The organism is Citrobacter sp. Cpo015, assembly GCF_030333035.1.
Taxonomy (GTDB): Bacteria; Pseudomonadota; Gammaproteobacteria; order Enterobacterales; family Enterobacteriaceae; genus Citrobacter; species Citrobacter portucalensis.
In genome coordinates this window covers 43,004-62,771 of record NZ_JAOWGS010000034.1, presented here as the reverse complement: position 1 = coordinate 62,771, position 19,768 = coordinate 43,004, and the positions used below count along the sequence as shown (strand labels likewise).

Genomic DNA, 19,768 nt, shown 5'->3' with positions numbered 1-19,768 from the left:
GGGCAGGTTCGTGAACAACCTGCCCGTTTTTTTATCCGCGCGCGGCGCGCAGCATCGCCTGAACTAACGGTACGGGTTTTCCCGCCAGCGCTCCGTGTTCATGCTGAAAGAGCGTGCCAACATAAAATGGATGCGTCACCAGCTCAATGGCACGAATATCACCAGCCTCATCCCAACCGGTCACCCGAAGATCGCCGCTTTCAAGCTCGGCGGCAAAATCCTCCGATACGCCATAGTTGCAGTGATATCCCTCGGTGATAACATCCCGCCCGTAGGCTTTGGCAATCAGCGTATTGGCCCGCAGCTCAATATCATCCGTTTTTTCTACCAGCGAGCAGGTCAATGGTGCTATCACCATCCGACCCGTGGTGTACGTCTCGGCGTGGGCGGCATCTCTCCAGCCCAGCACGTTGCGGGCGTACTCCAGAATCGCATGTTGAAAGCCGCCGCAGGTCCCCAGGAACGGGATGCTGTTTTCACGCGCGTAGCGTATCGCTATCAGCGCCCCTTCAAGATGGCGATACGGACTGCCTGGAACGACCCAGATGGCATCATAGCCAATCAAGTCCTCACTGCTGTTGATATCAGATGTAGTTAGCCAGTCATAATCAGCCACCAATTCCAGGACGGCGGCAGCATCATCGATAGCAAGGGGAATAGCCTGGTGCGCCACAATATCGGGGCTGTAATCGCCCACCAGCGCAATGCGAAGCGTATCTTTAATTGGGGAAATTTCCATTAAGCTTTCCTTGTGTCCTGACAATAAGGGACAGCATAAGGAGCCTCAGCCTACCGACTTTTTAGTGGTATCACAATCCCTTAAATTGGGAGTCAGGGTGGGCAAAATGCTATAATGGTCACGTTTTACGATCTTATTTAACCATAATAAAATCGATGAGCAATACCTGAGCGGTAGCTGAAAGGAGCGGATGAAGAGATGAAGATTCAGTGTAAACGTGTGTATGACCCGGCAGAAAAAAGCGATGGTTATCGCGTGTTAGTCGACCGGTTGTGGCCACGCGGGATAAAAAAGACTGACCTTGCTTTCAACGAATGGAATAAAACGCTGACGCCATCTTCTGAATTGCGCAAAGCATTCCACGCAGAACTGATCGATTTTTCACACTTTTCCGAGCAATATCGCGCAGAGCTGGCCCAACAGCAGCAGGAAGGAAAGCGCCTCGCAGAGATTGCCCAGCAGCAAACCTTAACGCTACTGTATGCAGCGAAAAATACCCAGCAAAACCACGCACTGGTGCTCGCTGAGTGGCTACGTCAATGCTGACCGCGTATTACTTGGCCGTTGCCGGATGATCTCTACGCCAGAGTGACCATTCATCAATTACTTCCCCGTTGGGTAGTTTGCAGTCAGACTTAACACCTTGCGGAGTCTGCACCGCAATCAGCGAGCCGCCCTTTTGTTCGCAATACACCGATGCTGGATTCGCCATGCCAACTTTCGGTGGCACAGGCGCTTCCGATTCCGTGGTACACCCCGCCAGCACCAGCAAGCCGGGCAAAACAATAAATGCCAGTTTCATATTTACTCCTGTTTAAAACCTTATCCTGGCAGGTTACCCCGACTTTCCATCTATCTCCATATTTTCCTGCCAGCTATCCATTTTATGTTTACATTCTGAGCTGGATGGCGTGTTTCATCTTTCACCTCGATGTTCTATCATGCGGGCAACGTCAGCCCAGTCATTACTCAGGAGCATTTACATCTCATGTCGGACATGATCCTTGCCAGAGTCTCACAATCCTTAGCCACGGAGCAGTCTGTTGAAAGTCTGGTTCGGCAACTTCTGGAGATGCTGGAGATGGTGACTGAGATGGAATCGACCTACCTGACCAAGGTCGATCTGGATGCCCGTCTGCAGCATATTCTGTATGCGCGTAATAGCCGCCAAATGCAGATCCCCGAAGGGCTATCCGTGCCGTGGGATGAAACGCTGTGCAAACGCGCTATTGAGGAAAACTGTCTGTACAGTGACAACGTGCCCGCACGCTGGCCGGAATGTACCGCCGCTCGCGCACTGGACATCACCACCTTTCTGAGCACTCCCGTTCATCTTCCCGACGGAACGTTTTACGGAACGCTCTGCGCTACCAGTCGCCAGCAGCAGGCATTGAGCCAACGTGGAGAACAAGTATTACATCTGTTTGCCGGTCTGATCGCCCAGTCGATTCAAAAAGAGTCGCTGGTCGCTCAGTTACGCGAAGCTAACGCCGCGCTGATTGCTCATTCCTACACCGATGCGCTGACCGGGTTACCGAACCGGCGCTCGATTTTTGAAAATGTTGAAACCCTATTTTCGCTTGCCCGACATCTTCGGCAGAAGGTCGTCGTTGCCTATATTGATTTGGATGATTTTAAACTGATTAATGACCGTTTTGGTCATGAGGTTGGTGACCAGTTCCTGATCCAGATTGGGCAGCGCCTGCTCCGTGAATGTAGTGATAATGACATTCTCGGTCGACTGGGCGGCGACGAATTTTTAGTCGTTCGCCTGTCAGCGGAAGATGAACTTGATCAGCTTATGCGTCTGCAGCAGGTGAAAAATCAGCTGCAACAGCAGATTTGCGGTGACTACCACCTGGGTGACATTCATCTGTATTATCCTGGTGCCAGTCTGGGTGTGGTGGAAATTGATCCGCTGGAGACTGATGTAAACTGTGCGCTTCATCTTGCAGACAGCGCAATGTATCAGGATAAAAAGCGTCAGGATAAAACCCCTTTTGTCGTACATTAAGCCCTGCTATGCTGGCTCGTCTTTAAATAACTCTGGTAGATAATCGTATGCGACTCGGTATTATTTTCCCTGTCATTATTTTCATTTCCGCTGTCGTTTTCTTATCCTGGTTTTTTATTGGCGGCTACGCTGCGCCGGGAGCATAACGATGAAAAAAACAACGATTATTATGATTGGCGTGGCGATCATCGTGGTTCTGGGCACGGAACTGGGGTGGTGGTAACCAAAATAAAGGCCACTTATCAGTGGCCCCTATTGTCTGTATGTTTACTTAGCTTTTGATTTTTCTGTAGATAAACAACACCACAATCGCACCGATAACCGCTACGACGAAACTGCCGAAGTTGAAACCATCAACTTTACCAAATCCAAAGAAGGTACTGATCCAGCCACCCACTACCGCACCGACAACCCCTAAGATAATGGTCATAAAGAATCCACCGCCATCTTTACCCGGCATAATCCATTTTGCCAAAATCCCAGCGATAAGACCGAAAACCACCCATGAAATAATGCCCATAATTTTCCTCACTTATGTTTTTAAATTAACGATTCACTCGTTGTATAAAAGCATAGCATAGCGCTGAAAAATTAAAATTTGTGATCGTCATCACTTCATATTTTCATCTTTTTCCGATGTTTCATAAGGTTATGACTGCTGACCGGCAGGCTAAATTTTTGCCGCTCCTCGTCATTAATGTCGAATCGTCAGTCATTATGCTTAACTCTTTTGCCGTCAGCCCCGTTATTGCTGGGTTTTCACTTCTGGCACACTTTATGCTTAAACAACCCGTCGCTACGACAAATCGTAGTCCGCGGTGCTTATCGCGCGGCTGCGTCTACAATTCGCGCTATTTCAGCATTTAACAGGTCTGTTATTGATGAAAAAAATCACCAGTGTTTGCCCATACTGTGGGGCCGGGTGCAAGCTCAAGCTTGTTGTCGAAAATAACAAAATCATCCGCGCCGAAGCCGCAGAGGGTGTAACGAACCAAAATCAGTTATGCCTGAAAGGCTATTATGGTTGGGACTTTCTTAACGACACTCGCCTCCTGACTCCCCGTCTGACTCGCCCTATGATCCGTTATGAAAAAGGTGGCAAATTCACGCCCGTTAGCTGGGATGAAGCCATTCGTTACACCGCAAAACGCCTGTCTGAAATCAAAAAAGCCTATGGTCCTCGCGCCATCATGACCACCGGCTCCTCCCGGGGAACCGGAAATGAAACTAACTACGTGATGCAAAAATTCGCACGTGGCGTACTTCATACCAATAATGTCGATTGTTGCGCCCGCGTCTGTCACGGTCCTTCCGTTGCCGGGTTACAAGAAACGTTAGGCAATGGCGCCATGAGCAATTCCATCAGCGACATTGAAAACTCAAAATGCCTGCTGATCTTTGGTTATAACTGCGCCGACTCGCACCCAATCGTAGCCCGCCGGGTAATTAAAGCTCGCCAGAACGGCGCAAAAATCATTGTCTGCGACCCACGTCGTATTGAAACCGCCCGTATTGCTGACCAACATTTGCAGTTGAAAAACGGTTGCAACATGGCGCTGGTTAATGCCTTCGGTCATGTTCTTATCGAAGAGCAACTCTACGATCGCGAGTATGTGCAAAAGCATGCGGAAGGGCTGGAAACATACTGGGAAACCGTTAAGGACTATGCGCCTGAAGCCGTTGAACATTTGACCGGCGTTCCCGCACAGCAGGTTCGTCAGGCAATGCGTACATTTGCCGCAGCACCATCGGCAACCGTAATGTGGGGGATGGGCGTCACCCAGTTTGGTCAGGCCGTTGATGTGGTTCGCGGTTTGTCGAGCCTGGCGTTGTTGACCGGGAATCTGGGTCGCCCTAACGTCGGCGTTGGTCCGGTGCGCGGGCAAAATAACGTGCAGGGTGCGTGCGATATGGGGGTACTACCTAACCAGTTCCCGGGGTATCAGGACGTGACCGATTCCGCCGTCAGGGAAAAATTCGCCAGCGCATGGGGCATTGACGTTAATCAGATGGATGACAAGGTTGGAACGCGCATCACTGAAGTTCCGCATCTGGCTCTCGAAGGCAAAATAAAAGCCTACTACATCATGGGAGAGGATCCGCTGCAAACCGAGGCCGACCTGGGCCTGGTTCGGGAAGGGTTTAACGCGCTCGATTTTATCGTCGTGCAAGACATCTTCATGACTAAGACAGCGGAAATGGCCGACGTCCTCCTGCCCGCCACCTCATGGGGCGAACATGGCGGCGTATTTACCTGCGCCGATCGCGGCTTCCAGCGTTTTGAGAAAGCGATTGAGCCCACCGCTGATGTGAAACGTGACTGGGAGATCATCAGCCTTTTGGCCAGCGAAATGGGCTATCCAATGCAGTATCAAAATAACCAGCAAATCTGGGATGAGATGCGCGAGCTGTGCCCGCTGTTCTACGGCGTGACCTATGAGAAAATGGGGGAAATGGGGCATGTTCAGTGGCCGTGCCCCGATCTCGATAGTCCTGGTACGCCGTACCTTTACGCGCACAGCCAGTTTGATACCGCCAACGGCAAAGGCAAACTGTTTGCCGCACCGTGGCGAGCGCCCGCAGAAGTTCCGGATGACAATTATCCGCTGGTACTGTGTACCGTGCGTGAAGTTGGGCATTACTCCTGTCGCTCGATGACCGGTAACTGCGCAGCGTTACAAGCGTTGGCTGATGAACCAGGATATGTGCAAATCAATACCCATGATGCCGAAAAACTCGGTATCCGTCATCGTGATCTGGTGTGGGTCAGCTCGCGTCGGGGTAAGGTCATCAGCCGTGCGGATGTATCCGAGCGTATCAATTCCGGAACGGTGTATATGACCTATCAATGGTGGATTGGTGCATGCAACGAGTTGACCCAGGATAACCTCGATCCAATCTCGAAAACGCCGGAAACCAAATATTGTGCCGTAAATATCGAGCACATTAGCGATCAGAGATGGGCTGAAAAGTATGCCGCTCAATCGTATAGCGACATGAAATCGCGCTTATGTGAGGCCATTGCGTAATTCCCCAGCATCGCCACCTGAGTCTGGATACCCAGACTCAGGTTTTATCTCATTACTTTACCAGGTGTGGTTCACTGAAGCGGATGGAGGCAGATTCCTCCTGCATATCCCGCTGCATAAAACCGAGGTTCATCAGAAACAGGCCAGCCATAAACGGCAGTTCGTACAATTCTTCAATCATATCGCCATATTGGACATTGTGCAGGAAGATGGGAGCCAGCAGACGATGATGCTCTACCGTATCGGAAATCAAAAATGCGCAGGCGGTGATCGCCAGCAGCCAGAGCGGTAGCGGTTCATTACGCACGCGTCGGACAATATCCAGGCGTAAGCGCTTCGACAACAGCACCGGCAGAATAATCATGGAAATCATTACAACAGAGATAGCTCTGAACAGAAGTTTAGGCTGCTCCGGGAAATAGTCACGGCCCCAACTGGTGCTTCTCCCCAGCAATACCAACCACCACACGGCTGCCCAAAGCCAAAATTGCTTCTCGCCTTCAGGGCGTGATAAAGGCCGGATATAGCCAAGGGTAAATACGGCACCAAACAGTAGCCATAGCGCCTGCCCATTTTCGATCCATCTGACGACAGTGCCGTTAAGCAGCGGAAGATTCCAGTTCGCAGTGAACGGGATCGCCACAATGACCAGTCCTAGAATAAGTGTGGGGAATGTAATTTGGGTATTCAGTTTCATAAGCGCGATGTTCTGTATTGTGACTGTTTTGCGATCATAACTCCTGTGAATGATCGACAATTAGCATTCAATGCGAATTTCTTAAGGTATTCTTAAGGAATCTTTTTTCGGACATCACTACGTTCAACACAAATAAAAAAACCGCACGGCGCCGTCAAAACGCTGTGCGGTTAGTACATTAAAATTCTGTGTATTCAATCAGTAAGAGTATTTAACGCCTACCATCCGCAGACTTCATGCTCATTCTCGGTATCGTACGAACGAACGGTATTGACCAAGTCTTTGACCACTTCTGCTGCCACATCCGGCACCAGTAATGTCATCGGCGCTTCTGTTTCATAATCAACAGAAACACCGTTACTGTTATTGGTCACGGTTACGGTATAGGTTGCTTTGCCCATGATTTACTCCTTGCCGGTGCGCACGACTTTTCGTTGATTTGCACTCTCCATCAGAACTTCCGGGGCAACGAAAAAATCGATATTAAAGTAAGTGTCGTCGGTCATCACTTCGATGTTATGCCATTTTTCCGGCGGAAAAACGCCAAACTGACCGGCTTCAATAACCATCACCTCTACTGGCTCCGGACTGTGTTCATCGGCGTATCCGAGATATTTGACCGCCCCCTGCATAACAGAAAGTCGTGGATAAACCCCAGCACGAGTTCCTTTATCAAGGTGGCGTTCGAAAATTCCGGCAGGCGCAGTTTCTTTGTTCCAGAATGGTGTAGAGCGTGTATGGATATGATTCTGTGGAATTTGAAGCATTTTTCTTCCCTTTTCCAGTCGACAACCAGCGAGTCTTATTGAATCGCTGCTGTACACAGGGTACGCCTCAAAATATACATTTAAAATACCATTTATTGGTTATAACCCTACAATTACAAATGAAAAGCAAAGCGTCATATTGAAGGCCCGCCGCAACCAGCGGGCCGATAGCATCACGACTGAAGCGTGGCCAGACGAGCGGCAAAACCAACGAAAATCAGGCCGATTAGGGAATTACCCACTTTGGCCAGTTTTTTCTTCGTGCGAATATACTGCGTCACGAACGCGCCGGAGAAAATAAGGAAGCTCAGATAGAAAAAGCTCACTACTTCAAGCGTAATGGCCAAAATAAAGAATGACAGCCCTGAGTGCGGTGCATTGACATCAATAAACTGCACGAAGAACGAAACATAAAACAAAATAGCTTTTGGATTCGTCAGGCTCAGAATTAATGCACGCTTAAAAATAGCGCCAAACGGGACTTCGTCGGCCGCAGCATCGCTTGCTTTCGATTTCAGTGTCGCATACAGGATCTTCGCACCGAGGTACAGCAGATAAAACGCGCCAAGATAGCGAACGATGTTGAACAAAACGGGCGTTGTTTTGATCAATGCGGCAACACCGGCATAGGCCAAAAACATCAACACGGCATCACCGATAAACACACCGCTTGCGGCGAGATAACCACCCTTCACTCCCCGACCGACGCTGTTCTTCAACACAAATATCGTATTTGGCCCCGGTACCAACACGATAAAAATGGCTCCCACCAGATACGTCCAGTAATTCAGAACTCCATACTCTGCGAACACGTTAACCTCTTCCTGAAAAAACACATGCACTTGCTGCGATACAATATGCTAACGAATGCATCGGGTGATGGAAAGAGAAGGTTATGAATTAAAAAACCCGCCACTGGTGACGGGTGTGTACAGATAAGGTTAGCCCGGATTAATGGTGCAGCATCTCATCCACAACCTCTTCTCCCTTCAACTGATAAGGGTAGTAGGTAGGCCAGTTTTCCATCTCTTCAAGCAAGGCTGCCTGCGAGGTATTTCCCATAAAGATATGGAAGTGGCTCGATTTACGCGGCGTGATAATATGATCGCTAAATTGCACATATTTAGGCGCTTTGCTGTCAGCAGCTTTACACTCAAACAGATACCGTACACCTTTCTTGCCTGATTTATAATTCAGGATTTTATATCCGGCGTAGTCGTATTTACATGATGCAACCTGATTCCCGGTATGAAACTCCATCACGCCATTTTCAATACCGATAGTGTCTACGTTGGTTGCATAGCCTGTACGGTAATACGCTTTGATTTGTTCTGCCGTTTTGCTTTTATCTTTCTCCGCTTTCTTTTTGAATACTGGGTCAAGTTCGCCGCTGACCAGATACGGATAAACCGATTGCCACATGCCATCCCAGTCGGTCAGTGCCCTGTTCTGCACCTGGTTGTCATCAAATACCCCTTCCGACACCTTTTGTTCTGCTTCACTCATTGGCGCACCATGGGAATGATGACCATGCGCCAGAACCGAACTACTGACTAAAAGCATCCCCAGAGCGATTGTCAGTTTTTTAAAACGAATAGCCAAAATTTCACCCTCAAATCATTTGCGAGTGAAATGTTATAATATAACATCACATTTAAATCAACGGCGTTGTGAAGCATTTAACCGCTCTGGTGCGCGATTTTCCAACGGCTGTCAAAATGGGCCTGATACTGCGCAACAACGGCAGGTTCGTCACGAATAACTAACACATTTTCAGAGTTGGCAAATTCTGCGGATTTGGCAAAGTTGAACGAACCGGTTTCCAGCGTGTCGCCATCAATAATCATTACCTTGTCATGCTGGATGTGGTAGTGACCATCCAGTTGCACATCAACCCCATTCGCGGCAGCAAACGCGATGGCCTTCTGGCTAACCTTGCCCTGGTTACGTTTCTTATCGATAACAGCCCGAACCACTACGCCTCTCTTTTCAGCGTTTACCAGGGCCTTAACAATATCTGCAGACTGAAATGAATAAGCCATCATATCGATGCTGTGCTGCGCATGGTTAATTGAATCCAGCACTAAAGCCCGAGCCGCCCCTTCCGGTGAAAAACCCACCTGAATGGAAGCATGTGCTGCAAAAGCCCCCGCCCCGTACATTAGCGCAGCCACAGCGATAGTTTTTACGATCACGTTAGTTATTTGCCTGAAATGCGAAAGAGACCTAAGAGAGTAGCGTCCGCGTGCAGATCTGATCAAGCAGCGCCTGCTGATGACTGATAATGAGCATGCCTAATGGTCGACGCTGGCATTCTTCGAGCAGCAGTACCCAGATATCTCTTTGAATGGAAGGGTCGAGCTGGGCGGTAATCTCATCGGCAATAAGAAAACGGGTACGCGGGTCCAGCGCACGAAGTATGGCGATTCGCGCCAGTTCACCACCAGAAAGCTGTCCAGGGCGACGGGTTAACCATTCCGGTTTGATATGCAGGCGGGTAAGGATTTCTGCGCCAGGCCGCCAGGCGTCATGAACCGCATCACCGGTGCTACGCCGTGGGTTAAAGGTTAATTCCGGATGCTGCGGTACCAGTTGCACCGGGCAATATTGATGCGTCGGTAGCGGCTGGTCATCGATAAGAATGTCGCCCGAGGTCGGCTTTTGCCAGCCCGCCAGCACACGTCCCAACGTCGTTTTGCCGGTTCCGCTGGGCGCACAAATCCCAATACGTTCACCGGGGTGCAATGAGAAAGAAAGGTTTTGCCACAGCACCTTCCCTCCCTGACTAATCACGACATCACGACAGCACAGCATCGCGCTCTCCAAAAAGTTGATTTCTTTCAGGCAGAGCCTGCCATTGACGTTGCAGATGCTCGCTAATTTCCCCGCGCAACAGCTGTTCACGACTAACGTTATCCGACACGCTTCCCTGGTGCAGCGCGACGATGCGATCCGCATGGCGGGCCGCCAGCGTGAGATCGTGCGTTACCCATAAAACACCAGCCCCCTGTTCACATAAACCACGCAACTGCTCAAGCAGTTGATTAGCGAGAGGTGCATCAAGCCAGGCGGTAATTTCATCCGCCAGAATATAGCGAGCCTGACTCAGAGACGCATGACAAGCCAGAACACGTTTTGCCATACCGCCTGAAAGCTGACGCGGAAAAGCATCTAATACGCGACTTTCCAGTCGGCTACGCTGGAGCAATCGTTCAATTTTTCCGGCATTCCATTGCTGGTCAGAAAGCTGGCATGCCCTGCGCAGATGCTTTTCAATCGAGAGCAGCGGGTTAAGTGCCTGAATACCTTGTGGGACGTAGCTGAAGGTATTGCCACGACATTTGCGAATATCATCACTGCCCAGCGCTTTACCTTCCAGGGTAATAACGCCGTTGAAACGCAAATTGTCTGGTAAGAGATCGAGCAGACATTGCAGCAACAGGCTCTTACCTTCCCCACTTCCCCCAACTAGCGCCACCATCTGACCAGGCGCTACGTCGAAAGAGATATCCTGCAACAGCGAAGACCAGTTTTTCGCGCCGTACCAGCGATAACGCGCCACGTCCAGCGAGACCTGCCTTAAACTCAACATGCGTCACCTCGTAACCATAAACGATGCACCGCCCTTGCGAGCTGATCGAATAACATCACCAGACTGAACAGCATCAGTCCTGGAAACAGCACTAACCACCAGTCGCCATGACTGATAAACCTCAGCGCATCCGCCAGCAGCAGGCCCAGCGACGGTTCATGCGGTGCCAGTCCAAAACCGAGGAAGCTTAACGCCGCGCTGTGTAACACCGCATGGGGAAACATCAGCAATGTCCCGGTTAACCACTGGGGTAACAACGCCGGTAGATAGTGATGCCGCCAGCAGTAAAAATGGCCGTGTCCCAGACGCCAGGTCAACGTCAGATAGTCACTGTGGGCCACGCGCTGCGCTTCAGCACGCAGGATCAGCGCCAGACGCGGCCAGTGCGTTAGTGCAACCGCCATGATTACCCCGTTTTTCCCACCACCCAGCGTAAAACAGATCAAAATAAGCAACAGCAGATGCGGCATCGATAGCATGGCATCAGTAATCAGACGCATAAGCACATCCAGACGCGGATGCATGCGCGAAACCGCCGCCATCATTAGCGCAATCAAGCCACTGCACAATGCCGCACCAATACCAATTTGCAGACTGGTTAGTGCCCCCTGAAAACAACGGATCCACAGATCGCGACCGAGGTTATCGGTGCCAAACCAGTACATCGCATCAGGTGGAAGATGACGGGCAAGCAGATTAACGCTCAACGGGTTATCCAGCATTGCGGCACCATACACTGCAATGAATAACAGGCAGCTAAAAGAGAACAAAAGACGAATTAGCGTCGGCGTCGGGTTATAGAGCATCAGGTCGCTCCAGAGCACGGTTCAACATACGGACAAGCCAGGTAGACAGCGAGTTGCCAATGAATACCAGTACGGTACTGAACAACACAATCCCCATCAGTAACGGCAGATCGCCGCGTAACCCGGCATCAATGGTGGCCTGCCCCAGTCCTGGATAAGCAAAGACTTTTTCGGCCAATAGTGCACCTCCCAACAGTTCTCCCAGTGAGGCAAACTGCAAACACAGCGCAGGCGTAATTGCATGACGCAGAACCTGATGGCGTAACAGTGACCAGCCTTTATCTCCCTGGGAACGTGCAAAACGGACAAATTCGCTTTTCATTACGCTGGCGATGCTTTCCCGCGTGTGAAGCGTAATTTGCCCCAGTCCCAGCAAACTGAGCGCGCAAACGGGAAGCACCAGATGACGCAGACGCTCAGTCAGCGTCACCATATCGCCGCTGTTGCCCGGCTCCCACGCGCAGCAGACCGGAAATACCGGCCAGCGCACGGCAAATAACGCCAGCAGCAACATGCCAATCCAGAAGGTCGGCAGCGAAGAAAGCAGATAGCTGAGGCGACAGATTGCTTTGTCCGGCCAGCGATTCAGGTAGCGACCCGCGACAAACCCCATTGCCGTTCCCAATATGCCGGAGAGTAGCCACGCGCCGCCAAGCAGCGCAAACGAGGTGGAAAAGCGTTCTTTGATCACGCTGGCAACCGGCGCATTAAACAACATGGAATAGCCGAGATCGCCCTGCAATACACGAACAAACCAGTGACCAAAACGCTCCCATAGCGGCTGGTCCAATCCCCAGCGAGCAGCAATGCGTGCATATTGCTCCGGCGGCACATGCAGGAGATCGTTGCCGATATAAGCGCGAATAGGATCGACTGGAGAAAAACTGAGCAGCACAAAAGTGCCAGCCGCAACCAGCACTAATAACACTATCAGCCGTAGAAAATGGCCCACAACAGACTTCATCAACGGCAGGTCCAGGTCCATTCGTCCAGATTATTGAGCAGTGACCAGCTACCGTGAATCTCCGGTGCGCCTTTGCCTAAATCAATACACGGATTTGCCAGATAAGTGTGCTGAATATTCAGCAGCCATGCCCAGGCAGCATCGCCCTGCACGCCAGCCCCTTGCTTACCATCCCACTCCACCTGTTGCCAGAAAGGCAACGCTTTTTGCCAGTCTGGGGCGTCGATAGCCTGTTTAAGATGCTGTTCAACAACAGGATTGCTGTAATAGCCTGGATTGTAATATTCCACGCCCGCGGCCTGATTACTGTAATGATGGAAAAGCTCCATCGGATCCAGGCTTCCCCAACCAAATAACGTCGGGTTCGCATGCATGTGACGTTCAACGGTTTCCCAGCTTCCTGACTGTAGTGATACCTGAATGCCCACCGGTTCCAGCATTGCGCGAACAGCTTCGGCTAAATCCCGGCGCGTACTGTCACCGCTGGCGTACCATAAAGTCAGTCGAGCCTCTTTGCCGTCTTTCACTCGCACGCCATCTTTACCTACCTTCCAGCCGGCTTCTTCCAGAATCGTACGTGCTTTTTCGCTATCACCATCTTTGAACGCAACGGATTGCCCCTGCCATGGCAGCCCCTGCACTGCGCTATACGCAGGAATCGCATGACCCTCCATGACCTGATCGGCAAGCTGCTTACGGTCGATGGCATAGTTGATGGCGCGCCTGATGGCAACATCGGCAGTGATATCGTTCCCAATCGGATAGCCATTGGCATCTTTTTTACCTGCAGGAACCATCGGGAACACAATGCCCCGGTTTTCCACGCTATCGCGTACCCAAAGTTTCAAATTTGTCTGCTGAGGAGCGACCGCCATCGACGGCGCGATACGTACGAGTCCCAGTTGGCCACTGCGCGCTGCGGCATAAGCGTTATCTTCATCAAGGAAGACAAACACCAGCTTACTGAAATCATTTTTCTTACCGGCATACCAGGGATTAGCCTCCACGATCAACTGCTGTCCCGGCTGAAAACTCACCAGCCGATAAGGACCTGCGCCAATCGGATTTTTGGCAAATGTTTTTTCGTCATACCGTTTCGCCGGAACAATACCCAAAGAACCCAGCACATTCACAAAGGTGCTCTGTGGGCTATTCAGCGTAATTTCTACCGTACGGTTATCTTTCAGGCTGGCATGGGTGAAGTTTCCCATGTCGATTTTGCCGCCGCTTTTTGCTGCTTTGTTATAGGTGAACACCACATCTTCAGCGGTTAGCGGGGAACCATCAGAGAATTTAAGGTCAGGTTTTAACGTCAATATCCAGGTTTTGCCGTCTGCGCTGGTCTCTACTTTTTCCGTCAGCAGGTTTCCCCAGCTCATATCTGCATTTTGTTTTAATAATGGTGCATGCAAAAGCAAATAGCTGCCATGACTCCAGCCCAGCATCGGGTCAAACCCTTCCGTTGGTTCTGGTCCAATTGCCAGTTTTAACGTCTGCCCTTCGCTCGCATTTTGCGCGGCAAGAAGTGGTGAGGTTAATGCGAGAGTCAATGCGCACGTAAGCAGTGCCAGCTTGCCTTTGATCATTATGTTATCCAGATTTACGTTATTTTTATGCCGCATAACGATTTACCGTCGTTAAGCAGTCTCCTGGGGAAGGGATTATGGCGGACAGAAATGACGAAAAAAATGATGCGGCGCAGAAAAGTATGACGATTTTCTAAAATTATCATACTTTTTTCTGATACTCCGTTATGAGTACGATGTGAATCTCAGAAAATAGATTAATCCCTCGCCATTTATTCACAGAAATATTAATCCCGAACTAATAATTGCCTATGCGGACTATTGTCCCTTCCTGCTAATTCCTTATCTAAAACTCATGACAATTTATGTATATTTATTCAAGAAAAACACCAGAAGTGACAAGTTATGTAAATTTGTAATGATAATTATTTGTATTATCATTTCCATCAATTATCTTACTGCCTTTGAATTTTTAACAAAGGAAGTTTGACTATGCGTTTAAAACCTGTTGCCTCTGTCGTTCTGTCCTGTTTAGGATTTTCCAGCCCCCTGGTATTTGCTGAAGATGTCATGGTGGTAACCGCTTCCGGTTATGAAAAGAAAATCACCAATGCCGCCGCCAGCGTCTCTGTTATTTCGCAGCAAGAGTTACAAACCAATAAATATAATGACTTAGGTGAAGCCCTGCGTTCTGTTGAAGGGGTAGATGTTGAAAGCAGCACCGGTAAAACCGGCGGTCTGGAGATCAGCATCCGTGGCATGCCTGCCAGCTATACCTTGATCCTGATTGACGGTATTCGTCAAAACGGCAGCAGCGACGTAACGCCAAACGGTTTCTCTGCCATGAATACCAGCTTTATGCCCCCGCTGGCGGCAATCGATCATATTGAGGTGATCCGCGGCCCGATGTCGACGCTTTATGGGTCCGACGCAATCGGTGGCGTGGTGAATATCATCACCAAAAAAAGCACCGATAAATGGAGCACTTCCATCAATACCGGCGTTAACCTGCAAGAGAGTAATAAATGGGGTAACAGTACGGTCGCCAACTTCTGGTCAAGCGGCCCGTTGATTGCGGGCGTACTGGATATGCAGGTTCGGGGGAGCACAACCCAGCGTCAGGGTTCCAGCGTCACCTCCCTCAGCGATACCGCCTCCACCCGCGTACCTTATCCTACCGAATCGGAAAACTATAATATTGGCACGCGCCTCGACTGGAAAACCAATGAGAACAATACGCTGTGGTTAGATCTCGACTCCGCCAGACAGCGCTATGACAACGATGACGGGCAGTTGGGCAACCTGACAGGGGGGTATGATAAAACGCTACGCTATGAGCGTAACAAAGTGACCCTCGGCCACGATACAGCCTTAACGTTCGGCACCTGGAAATCCTCCCTCGGCTGGAATGAAACCGAAAACAAAGGCCGGCAATTGGTAACTTCCGCACTCACACCAGAGAACGCTGGCCGGGCCGGTGACGCACGTGAACTGAAGAACACCAACGTCATTCTTGACTCAGTGCTGCTGACGCCATTAGGTGATTCGCACCTCTTAACCCTTGGCGGAGAATACTGGGATGCCCGGATGAAAGATGGTGTGGTGCTGGCCAATACCGGCGAGACGTTCCATCAAAAAACGTGGGCAGCCTATGCGGAAGATGAATGGCATATTCTCGACTCGCTGGCCTTAACCGCAGGAACACGCTATGAGCATAACGATGTCTTTGGCGGTCATCTCAGCCCGCGCGCCTATATGGTCTGGAACGCATCCGACGAATGGACCCTCAAAGGCGGCGTAACGACAGGTTATAAAGCACCATCACTAAGCCAGTTGCATAACGGGATCAGCGGTGTAACCGCGCAGGGAACGGTGAATACGGTCGGTAACCCGGACCTCAAACCTGAGGAAAGTATCAGCTACGAAACCGGGCTGTATTACGAGAACGACGCCGGGCTTAACGCCAACATTACCGGCTTCTATACCGAATACAAAAATAAAATTGTCTCATATTCTATCGATGATAATACCAACAGCTATACCAACAGCGGCAAGGCAAGGACCGATGGCGTTGAATTTGCCAGCACCTTCCCTCTATGGTCGGATGTGCTGACCTTATCTCTCAACTACACCTACACTCAGAGCAAGCAAAAAGATGGTGACAATAAAGGCGCGCCATTAAGTTACACACCAAAACATATGGCTAACGCCCGTCTGAACTGGCAGGCAACGGAAGATATGAACGCCTGGCTCAGCGCACGTTATCGCGGCAAAGCCCCACGCTTTACCGAAAATTACGACAACCTTAGCGCGGTACAAAAGGCCGTCTATGACGATAAAGGCGCTGATTTAAAAGCCTGGACCGTTGTCGATATGGGGATGTCTTATAAGCTGACCAAAGATCTGACGCTTAATACGGCGGTTAATAACGTGCTGGATAAAGACTTTAGTGAGGTCAAATTGTATCAGGTGGGGCGTAATAGTACTTACGCAGGTGATTACTATCAAACGGCGCAATCCACCACTGGGTACGTAAACCCTGGTCGTAACTACTGGGTATCTTTAAATTATCAGTTCTAATTTTATAAGATCCTGCTGGTCGGGGCACACTAATACCCCGACCAGCAGAATATTATTGAAAGAAGACACAAGATATAATCAGCAACTTATTTTAACATATAAGAATATTTAAACAATTAATACAGAAACACCCCTTCCTGCACCATTAGATATAATGCCAAAACAATAACCCCGACGATACCGCCTAAAAACAAGACTGCGGCAATCGCAAGCTGGTTGCGATTTGTGTTCTTCACTTTGCTTCGCACATCCAACTTATTTTTCGCCACTCTATGACTTGAATCACGCTCCATCGCGAATGTTATATCTGCCATACCATTATCCAGTTGCTGTATATGAAAACATAAATAACCACCACATCGATAAGGGTATAGATTTTAACTAACAGAATCTGAGATTTGTCTCACGATAAAGATAATCGTCGGATTTTTGCTACCGAAGCAGATTTCATGCTCACTTTTCATCAATTAGGTTATCTTGTATTTATTCGACAAAAACCTTCACTTTAGGCTTTGACAGCAGAATCATGACGAACTCAGTGAAGGTTACTGGTTTATAGAAATAGTACCCTTGCAGGAAAACAATGTTGTTTTTGTTGAGATAATCAAGCTGAGCCTTTGTTTCAACCCCTTCTGCAACGATGCTTAAAGATAGTTTACGAGCCAGATCGAGGACACAATCTAAAATTCGGGTTGAATCGGGAAGCTCATTTACCCTTCCCACAAAGCTCTGATCGATTTTAATGTAATCAATGTGCAGGTCATGCAAATAAGAAAGCCCAGAATAGCCCGTACCAAAATCATCCAGCGCAATCACAAAGCCATTCTCATGCAGGATATTGAGCCTCTGCACAAGATCTTCATCCACATCTAACGGCTCGCGCTCAGTAACTTCGATTACCAGATTGAGGTCATCGCGGTTAAAACTATCCCTGTAATGCAGACACTCCTGCACGAATGTAGGGGATGTGATATGGGATGCGCTGAAGTTAATGCCGACATGGAAGCCGGATGGCAGTTTGCTGGCAATGGCGTTCATGTTTTCCGCGACCTGCCTCATCAGGCTTTGAGTTAGTGGCACTATCAGGCCTGATTTTTCAGCGACGGGAATGAAGGAAGCAGGAGAGATATATCCGGCCTTAGGATGTTTCCATCGGGCCAGCACTTCAACACCGCGTAACGTCCCCTCGCGACCATTTACGATAGGTTGATAAAAAGGCACGATCTCTCCTTTTACTATCGCCCTGCGCAACGTTTCTTCAGGGGTATCGTTCTTGTTCAGATACTTATCAAAGGCATAAGCGGCGGCGAGCGATATCAGTAGGATAAAAATCAGGATCCCTAAGCCATGCCTGATCAACCTGCTAGCACTAAACAATGGTGGTTCAGCGTAAATGATGCTGAAGGAATATTTCTCGGAATTCACTTGGCCAAACTTCTGCGCATTTGCAGCAACAGGTTTCACATCGCCCAATAAACCGAGTACTGCATCACCCACAAGCAACGAGTACGTTACTCCCGCTAACGGGACATTCAGTGCCCCTCGGATATGCACGCCACTTATGGTGACGATTATACGGCCTGTGTGAAAACGTGTTTGATACAGCAGAACAGGTATTTCATTCTCGGTATTGCTTGCGGGAGTCAGTTGTAAATTAGTATCAGCTATAACGGGAATATGCTTAAGTAATATCCGATTACCCGGCAAAGAGGTACACCAAACCTTCCCCTGTCGAATAATTATCAGCGTTCGCAAATGGGGTCGGAGCGCAGCTTCGGTTCCAAGTTGGTATTGCCCCTCCAAATCGCATTTTTTTTCAGCGATGTGCATAGCGGTACGGGTTGCCTGGAAAGCTTCATCAAGTATGTTATCCATATTTTTCGCGGCATATCTGGCCCCCCCGAGGGTTTCCATCGAGGAGGAATACCAAAGCTGCATATTAAGAATAAAAACACCGATTAAAAAAAGACACACCGCAGCAGTTACCGGTAAAAGTGCTTTGCGCATTCTCATGTCCTGTGGTGAAAGTCGATCGGTCGTTGCGATAAACATTGACGTATTCAAATTTGTTACTAAAGAGCATGGTAGACAGAAACAGAAATCGCCATGCGCCCAGTCACATTTCCTCAATAACAACGTAACTTACTAATTTATCTATAAAATCATTACTGAAATTTGCAGTACAAAACCGGCGTTGCACCTCATCCAATTTTGCTATCATTGGAATGCACTAATAAGAGGTAATCAAATGAAAATCTTTATCACAGACAATGACGGTAACCTGATTCCTGTTGACGGAAAAAGCGTTGTCATCGAATTGAATAGTGGCGGAACCATCGAGATCGCCGAGGAGTACAGCCGGGACGATGTTCCTGAAGGCATTAATCTGTGGGGCGGACGAGAACCCTCCCCTTCACTCTCTTTCGAGGAAATCAAAGCCAGAACAGAAGGCCTGGGCGTTTATCCCATCGCAGCCAACGCTCTGCATGTATTTCCGTACAAACTTTCAGCAAAAGAATAATTGCACACAGCAGACGAAGCGTTTTTCTCAAACCAAAGTAAGGCCATGGTTATCATAAAAAACTCTGGCTTTGGGGGGAAGTCAGCTCGCCGATATCTGCTACTTTCTAATTGCAGCCCATGCCGGCGCTGCATTATTTCATCACTATATACAGAAGGATAATACGCTTTTGAGAGTGAAGACTGAGCATAACCATTTGAATAATTAATAAATGATTAAAATATCAAGAACATAAGCACTCAAGACCGTATGTGCGTGTTCTTAAATATTAATCGTCATCATAATGCTTATGTTTCTTGTGATCACTCATAGCCTCTTTGAAAGCATCCGCTTGTGTATTAGCGGCCTGCAGTCGACTCATATTAGCACTGTAATTATTCCAATATTCTTTTTCTTCGTGATAACAAACATCACGGCTAATTCCCTTCGCTTCGCACTTTGCTAAGCGTTGTTCTTCTGATACACAACCAGACATCAAGGAAACAGCAGAAAACGCACCCAATATTATCATTAATTTATTCATATAAATAACC

24 protein-coding genes and 1 pseudogene are annotated in these 19,768 nt (G+C 49.0%); 8 read left to right on the top strand and 17 right to left on the bottom strand.

Features of this window, described 5'->3' with window-relative positions; all coding sequences use genetic code 11:
* Window positions 1-31: 31 nt before the first annotated feature.
* Window positions 32-739 (bottom strand): CTP synthase C-terminal region-related (seleno)protein, encoded by a 708-nt coding sequence (locus OGY67_RS13535; protein ID WP_286574052.1) that lies wholly within the window; start codon window positions 737-739, stop codon window positions 32-34.
* A 198-nt stretch (window positions 740-937) separates the two neighbouring features.
* On the opposite strand from OGY67_RS13535, the gene OGY67_RS13530 reads away from it, so the two are divergent.
* Window positions 938-1,285, top strand: coding sequence for a DUF488 domain-containing protein (locus OGY67_RS13530; RefSeq protein ID WP_008784512.1), 348 nt, complete (start codon window positions 938-940; stop codon window positions 1,283-1,285).
* Window positions 1,286-1,292: 7 nt separating this feature from the next.
* Here the strand turns inward: OGY67_RS13530 and OGY67_RS13525 are convergent, their stop codons facing one another.
* The gene (locus tag OGY67_RS13525; protein ID WP_267445693.1) at window positions 1,293-1,541 is read right to left on the bottom strand and encodes a putative hemolysin; all 249 of its coding nucleotides are present in this window, start codon (window positions 1,539-1,541) and stop codon (window positions 1,293-1,295) included.
* A gap of 186 nt (window positions 1,542-1,727) precedes the next feature.
* On the opposite strand from OGY67_RS13525, the gene OGY67_RS13520 reads away from it, so the two are divergent.
* From OGY67_RS13520 to yoaJ, 3 genes are read left to right on the top strand one after another with little or no spacing between them, the layout of a single operon-like run.
* Window positions 1,728-2,753 (top strand): sensor domain-containing diguanylate cyclase, encoded by a 1,026-nt coding sequence (locus OGY67_RS13520; RefSeq protein WP_286574051.1) that lies wholly within the window; start codon window positions 1,728-1,730, stop codon window positions 2,751-2,753.
* A gap of 47 nt (window positions 2,754-2,800) precedes the next feature.
* A complete protein-coding gene (locus tag OGY67_RS13515; RefSeq protein WP_032941789.1) occupies window positions 2,801-2,899 on the top strand; it encodes a YoaK family small membrane protein in 99 nt (32 codons plus the stop codon).
* Between the two features lie 2 nt (window positions 2,900-2,901).
* Complete coding sequence (gene yoaJ, locus OGY67_RS13510; protein WP_095533175.1) at window positions 2,902-2,976, top strand: protein YoaJ; 75 nt, start codon at window positions 2,902-2,904, stop codon at window positions 2,974-2,976.
* Window positions 2,977-3,024: 48 nt separating this feature from the next.
* Here yoaJ and OGY67_RS13505 read toward each other — a convergent pair whose 3' ends face one another.
* Complete coding sequence (locus OGY67_RS13505) at window positions 3,025-3,273, bottom strand: GlsB/YeaQ/YmgE family stress response membrane protein (RefSeq protein WP_003832440.1); 249 nt, start codon at window positions 3,271-3,273, stop codon at window positions 3,025-3,027.
* 361 nt (window positions 3,274-3,634) lie between these two features.
* Between OGY67_RS13505 and fdhF the strand changes: the two genes are divergently transcribed.
* The gene (gene fdhF, locus OGY67_RS13500; RefSeq protein WP_103285074.1) at window positions 3,635-5,782 is read left to right on the top strand and encodes a formate dehydrogenase subunit alpha; all 2,148 of its coding nucleotides are present in this window, start codon (window positions 3,635-3,637) and stop codon (window positions 5,780-5,782) included.
* A 52-nt stretch (window positions 5,783-5,834) separates the two neighbouring features.
* Here fdhF and OGY67_RS13495 read toward each other — a convergent pair whose 3' ends face one another.
* The 11 genes from OGY67_RS13495 to OGY67_RS13445 all read right to left on the bottom strand — a co-directional run bounded on the left by OGY67_RS13495 (window position 5,835) and on the right by OGY67_RS13445 (window position 14,230).
* Window positions 5,835-6,479: a hypothetical protein gene (locus tag OGY67_RS13495; protein WP_103285073.1), complete on the bottom strand. Its 645-nt coding sequence runs from the start codon at window positions 6,477-6,479 to the stop codon at window positions 5,835-5,837.
* A gap of 218 nt (window positions 6,480-6,697) precedes the next feature.
* On the bottom strand, window positions 6,698-6,880 hold the full coding sequence (locus OGY67_RS13490) for a DUF1869 domain-containing protein (RefSeq protein ID WP_003832433.1): 183 nt from the start codon (window positions 6,878-6,880) through the stop codon (window positions 6,698-6,700).
* 3 nt (window positions 6,881-6,883) lie between these two features.
* Window positions 6,884-7,246, bottom strand: a complete 363-nt coding sequence (gene yeaR / locus OGY67_RS13485; protein ID WP_003030735.1) for a DUF1971 domain-containing protein YeaR — start codon at window positions 7,244-7,246, stop codon at window positions 6,884-6,886.
* A 173-nt stretch (window positions 7,247-7,419) separates the two neighbouring features.
* On the bottom strand, window positions 7,420-8,058 hold the full coding sequence (gene leuE, locus OGY67_RS13480; RefSeq protein ID WP_198802053.1) for a leucine efflux protein LeuE: 639 nt from the start codon (window positions 8,056-8,058) through the stop codon (window positions 7,420-7,422).
* Between the two features lie 139 nt (window positions 8,059-8,197).
* The gene (gene zinT / locus OGY67_RS13475; protein WP_286574050.1) at window positions 8,198-8,848 is read right to left on the bottom strand and encodes a metal-binding protein ZinT; all 651 of its coding nucleotides are present in this window, start codon (window positions 8,846-8,848) and stop codon (window positions 8,198-8,200) included.
* 77 nt (window positions 8,849-8,925) lie between these two features.
* Window positions 8,926-9,441, bottom strand: a complete 516-nt coding sequence (locus OGY67_RS13470) for a phospholipase D family nuclease (protein ID WP_286574049.1) — start codon at window positions 9,439-9,441, stop codon at window positions 8,926-8,928.
* 31 nt (window positions 9,442-9,472) lie between these two features.
* Window positions 9,473-10,060 (bottom strand): ATP-binding cassette domain-containing protein, encoded by a 588-nt coding sequence (locus OGY67_RS13465; RefSeq protein WP_286574048.1) that lies wholly within the window; start codon window positions 10,058-10,060, stop codon window positions 9,473-9,475.
* On the bottom strand, window positions 10,044-10,838 hold the full coding sequence (locus tag OGY67_RS13460) for an ATP-binding cassette domain-containing protein (protein ID WP_286574047.1): 795 nt from the start codon (window positions 10,836-10,838) through the stop codon (window positions 10,044-10,046). The genes OGY67_RS13465 and OGY67_RS13460 overlap by 17 nt, the downstream gene beginning before the upstream one ends.
* Window positions 10,832-11,644 (bottom strand): ABC transporter permease, encoded by an 813-nt coding sequence (locus OGY67_RS13455; protein WP_270422503.1) that lies wholly within the window; start codon window positions 11,642-11,644, stop codon window positions 10,832-10,834. Before OGY67_RS13455 ends, OGY67_RS13460 begins: the two co-directional genes overlap by 7 nt.
* On the bottom strand, window positions 11,634-12,608 hold the full coding sequence (locus OGY67_RS13450) for an ABC transporter permease (RefSeq protein ID WP_071444754.1): 975 nt from the start codon (window positions 12,606-12,608) through the stop codon (window positions 11,634-11,636). The genes OGY67_RS13455 and OGY67_RS13450 overlap by 11 nt, the downstream gene beginning before the upstream one ends.
* On the bottom strand, window positions 12,608-14,230 hold the full coding sequence (locus OGY67_RS13445) for an ABC transporter substrate-binding protein (RefSeq protein ID WP_103285072.1): 1,623 nt from the start codon (window positions 14,228-14,230) through the stop codon (window positions 12,608-12,610). The genes OGY67_RS13450 and OGY67_RS13445 overlap by 1 nt, the downstream gene beginning before the upstream one ends.
* A 396-nt stretch (window positions 14,231-14,626) precedes the next feature.
* On the opposite strand from OGY67_RS13445, the gene OGY67_RS13440 reads away from it, so the two are divergent.
* The gene (locus tag OGY67_RS13440) at window positions 14,627-16,714 is read left to right on the top strand and encodes a TonB-dependent receptor (protein ID WP_286574046.1); all 2,088 of its coding nucleotides are present in this window, start codon (window positions 14,627-14,629) and stop codon (window positions 16,712-16,714) included.
* A gap of 116 nt (window positions 16,715-16,830) precedes the next feature.
* Here OGY67_RS13440 and OGY67_RS13435 read toward each other — a convergent pair whose 3' ends face one another.
* A complete protein-coding gene (locus tag OGY67_RS13435; protein ID WP_286574045.1) occupies window positions 16,831-17,028 on the bottom strand; it encodes a hypothetical protein in 198 nt (65 codons plus the stop codon).
* A gap of 169 nt (window positions 17,029-17,197) precedes the next feature.
* Window positions 17,198-18,721 (bottom strand): cyclic di-3',5'-guanosine monophosphate phosphodiesterase PdeG, encoded by a 1,524-nt coding sequence (gene pdeG / locus OGY67_RS13430; protein WP_204192477.1) that lies wholly within the window; start codon window positions 18,719-18,721, stop codon window positions 17,198-17,200.
* A gap of 241 nt (window positions 18,722-18,962) precedes the next feature.
* On the opposite strand from pdeG, the gene OGY67_RS13425 reads away from it, so the two are divergent.
* The gene (locus OGY67_RS13425; RefSeq protein ID WP_063941461.1) at window positions 18,963-19,235 is read left to right on the top strand and encodes a hypothetical protein; all 273 of its coding nucleotides are present in this window, start codon (window positions 18,963-18,965) and stop codon (window positions 19,233-19,235) included.
* 88 nt (window positions 19,236-19,323) lie between these two features.
* Window positions 19,324-19,443 (top strand): annotated as a pseudogene (locus OGY67_RS13420) (cytochrome b); the annotation flags it as partial.
* Window positions 19,444-19,503: 60 nt separating this feature from the next.
* Here the strand turns inward: OGY67_RS13420 and OGY67_RS13415 are convergent.
* The gene (locus OGY67_RS13415; RefSeq protein WP_048214393.1) at window positions 19,504-19,758 is read right to left on the bottom strand and encodes a hypothetical protein; all 255 of its coding nucleotides are present in this window, start codon (window positions 19,756-19,758) and stop codon (window positions 19,504-19,506) included.
* Between the last annotated feature and the right edge of the window lie 10 nt (window positions 19,759-19,768).

What these genes read in the sequence shown, in the direction of transcription:
- OGY67_RS13535 (WP_286574052.1), bottom strand. Translation starts at nt 739, where the DNA reads ATGGAAATTTCCCCAATTAAAGATACGCTTCGCATTGCGCTGGTGGGC.
- OGY67_RS13530 (WP_008784512.1), top strand. Translation starts at nt 938, where the DNA reads ATGAAGATTCAGTGTAAACGTGTGTATGACCCGGCAGAAAAAAGCGAT.
- OGY67_RS13525 (WP_267445693.1), bottom strand. Translation starts at nt 1,541, where the DNA reads ATGAAACTGGCATTTATTGTTTTGCCCGGCTTGCTGGTGCTGGCGGGG.
- OGY67_RS13520 (WP_286574051.1), top strand. Translation starts at nt 1,728, where the DNA reads ATGTCGGACATGATCCTTGCCAGAGTCTCACAATCCTTAGCCACGGAG.
- OGY67_RS13515 (WP_032941789.1), top strand. Translation starts at nt 2,801, where the DNA reads ATGCGACTCGGTATTATTTTCCCTGTCATTATTTTCATTTCCGCTGTC.
- OGY67_RS13505 (WP_003832440.1), bottom strand. Translation starts at nt 3,273, where the DNA reads ATGGGCATTATTTCATGGGTGGTTTTCGGTCTTATCGCTGGGATTTTG.
- fdhF (WP_103285074.1), top strand. Translation starts at nt 3,635, where the DNA reads ATGAAAAAAATCACCAGTGTTTGCCCATACTGTGGGGCCGGGTGCAAG.
- OGY67_RS13495 (WP_103285073.1), bottom strand. Translation starts at nt 6,479, where the DNA reads ATGAAACTGAATACCCAAATTACATTCCCCACACTTATTCTAGGACTG.
- OGY67_RS13490 (WP_003832433.1), bottom strand. Translation starts at nt 6,880, where the DNA reads ATGGGCAAAGCAACCTATACCGTAACCGTGACCAATAACAGTAACGGT.
- yeaR (WP_003030735.1), bottom strand. Translation starts at nt 7,246, where the DNA reads ATGCTTCAAATTCCACAGAATCATATCCATACACGCTCTACACCATTC.
- OGY67_RS13465 (WP_286574048.1), bottom strand. Translation starts at nt 10,060, where the DNA reads ATGCTGTGCTGTCGTGATGTCGTGATTAGTCAGGGAGGGAAGGTGCTG.
- OGY67_RS13460 (WP_286574047.1), bottom strand. Translation starts at nt 10,838, where the DNA reads ATGTTGAGTTTAAGGCAGGTCTCGCTGGACGTGGCGCGTTATCGCTGG.
- OGY67_RS13455 (WP_270422503.1), bottom strand. Translation starts at nt 11,644, where the DNA reads ATGCTCTATAACCCGACGCCGACGCTAATTCGTCTTTTGTTCTCTTTT.
- OGY67_RS13450 (WP_071444754.1), bottom strand. Translation starts at nt 12,608, where the DNA reads ATGAAGTCTGTTGTGGGCCATTTTCTACGGCTGATAGTGTTATTAGTG.
- OGY67_RS13445 (WP_103285072.1), bottom strand. Translation starts at nt 14,230, where the DNA reads ATGCGGCATAAAAATAACGTAAATCTGGATAACATAATGATCAAAGGC.
- OGY67_RS13440 (WP_286574046.1), top strand. Translation starts at nt 14,627, where the DNA reads ATGCGTTTAAAACCTGTTGCCTCTGTCGTTCTGTCCTGTTTAGGATTT.
- OGY67_RS13435 (WP_286574045.1), bottom strand. Translation starts at nt 17,028, where the DNA reads ATGGCAGATATAACATTCGCGATGGAGCGTGATTCAAGTCATAGAGTG.
- pdeG (WP_204192477.1), bottom strand. Translation starts at nt 18,721, where the DNA reads ATGCGCAAAGCACTTTTACCGGTAACTGCTGCGGTGTGTCTTTTTTTA.
- OGY67_RS13425 (WP_063941461.1), top strand. Translation starts at nt 18,963, where the DNA reads ATGAAAATCTTTATCACAGACAATGACGGTAACCTGATTCCTGTTGAC.
- OGY67_RS13415 (WP_048214393.1), bottom strand. Translation starts at nt 19,758, where the DNA reads ATGAATAAATTAATGATAATATTGGGTGCGTTTTCTGCTGTTTCCTTG.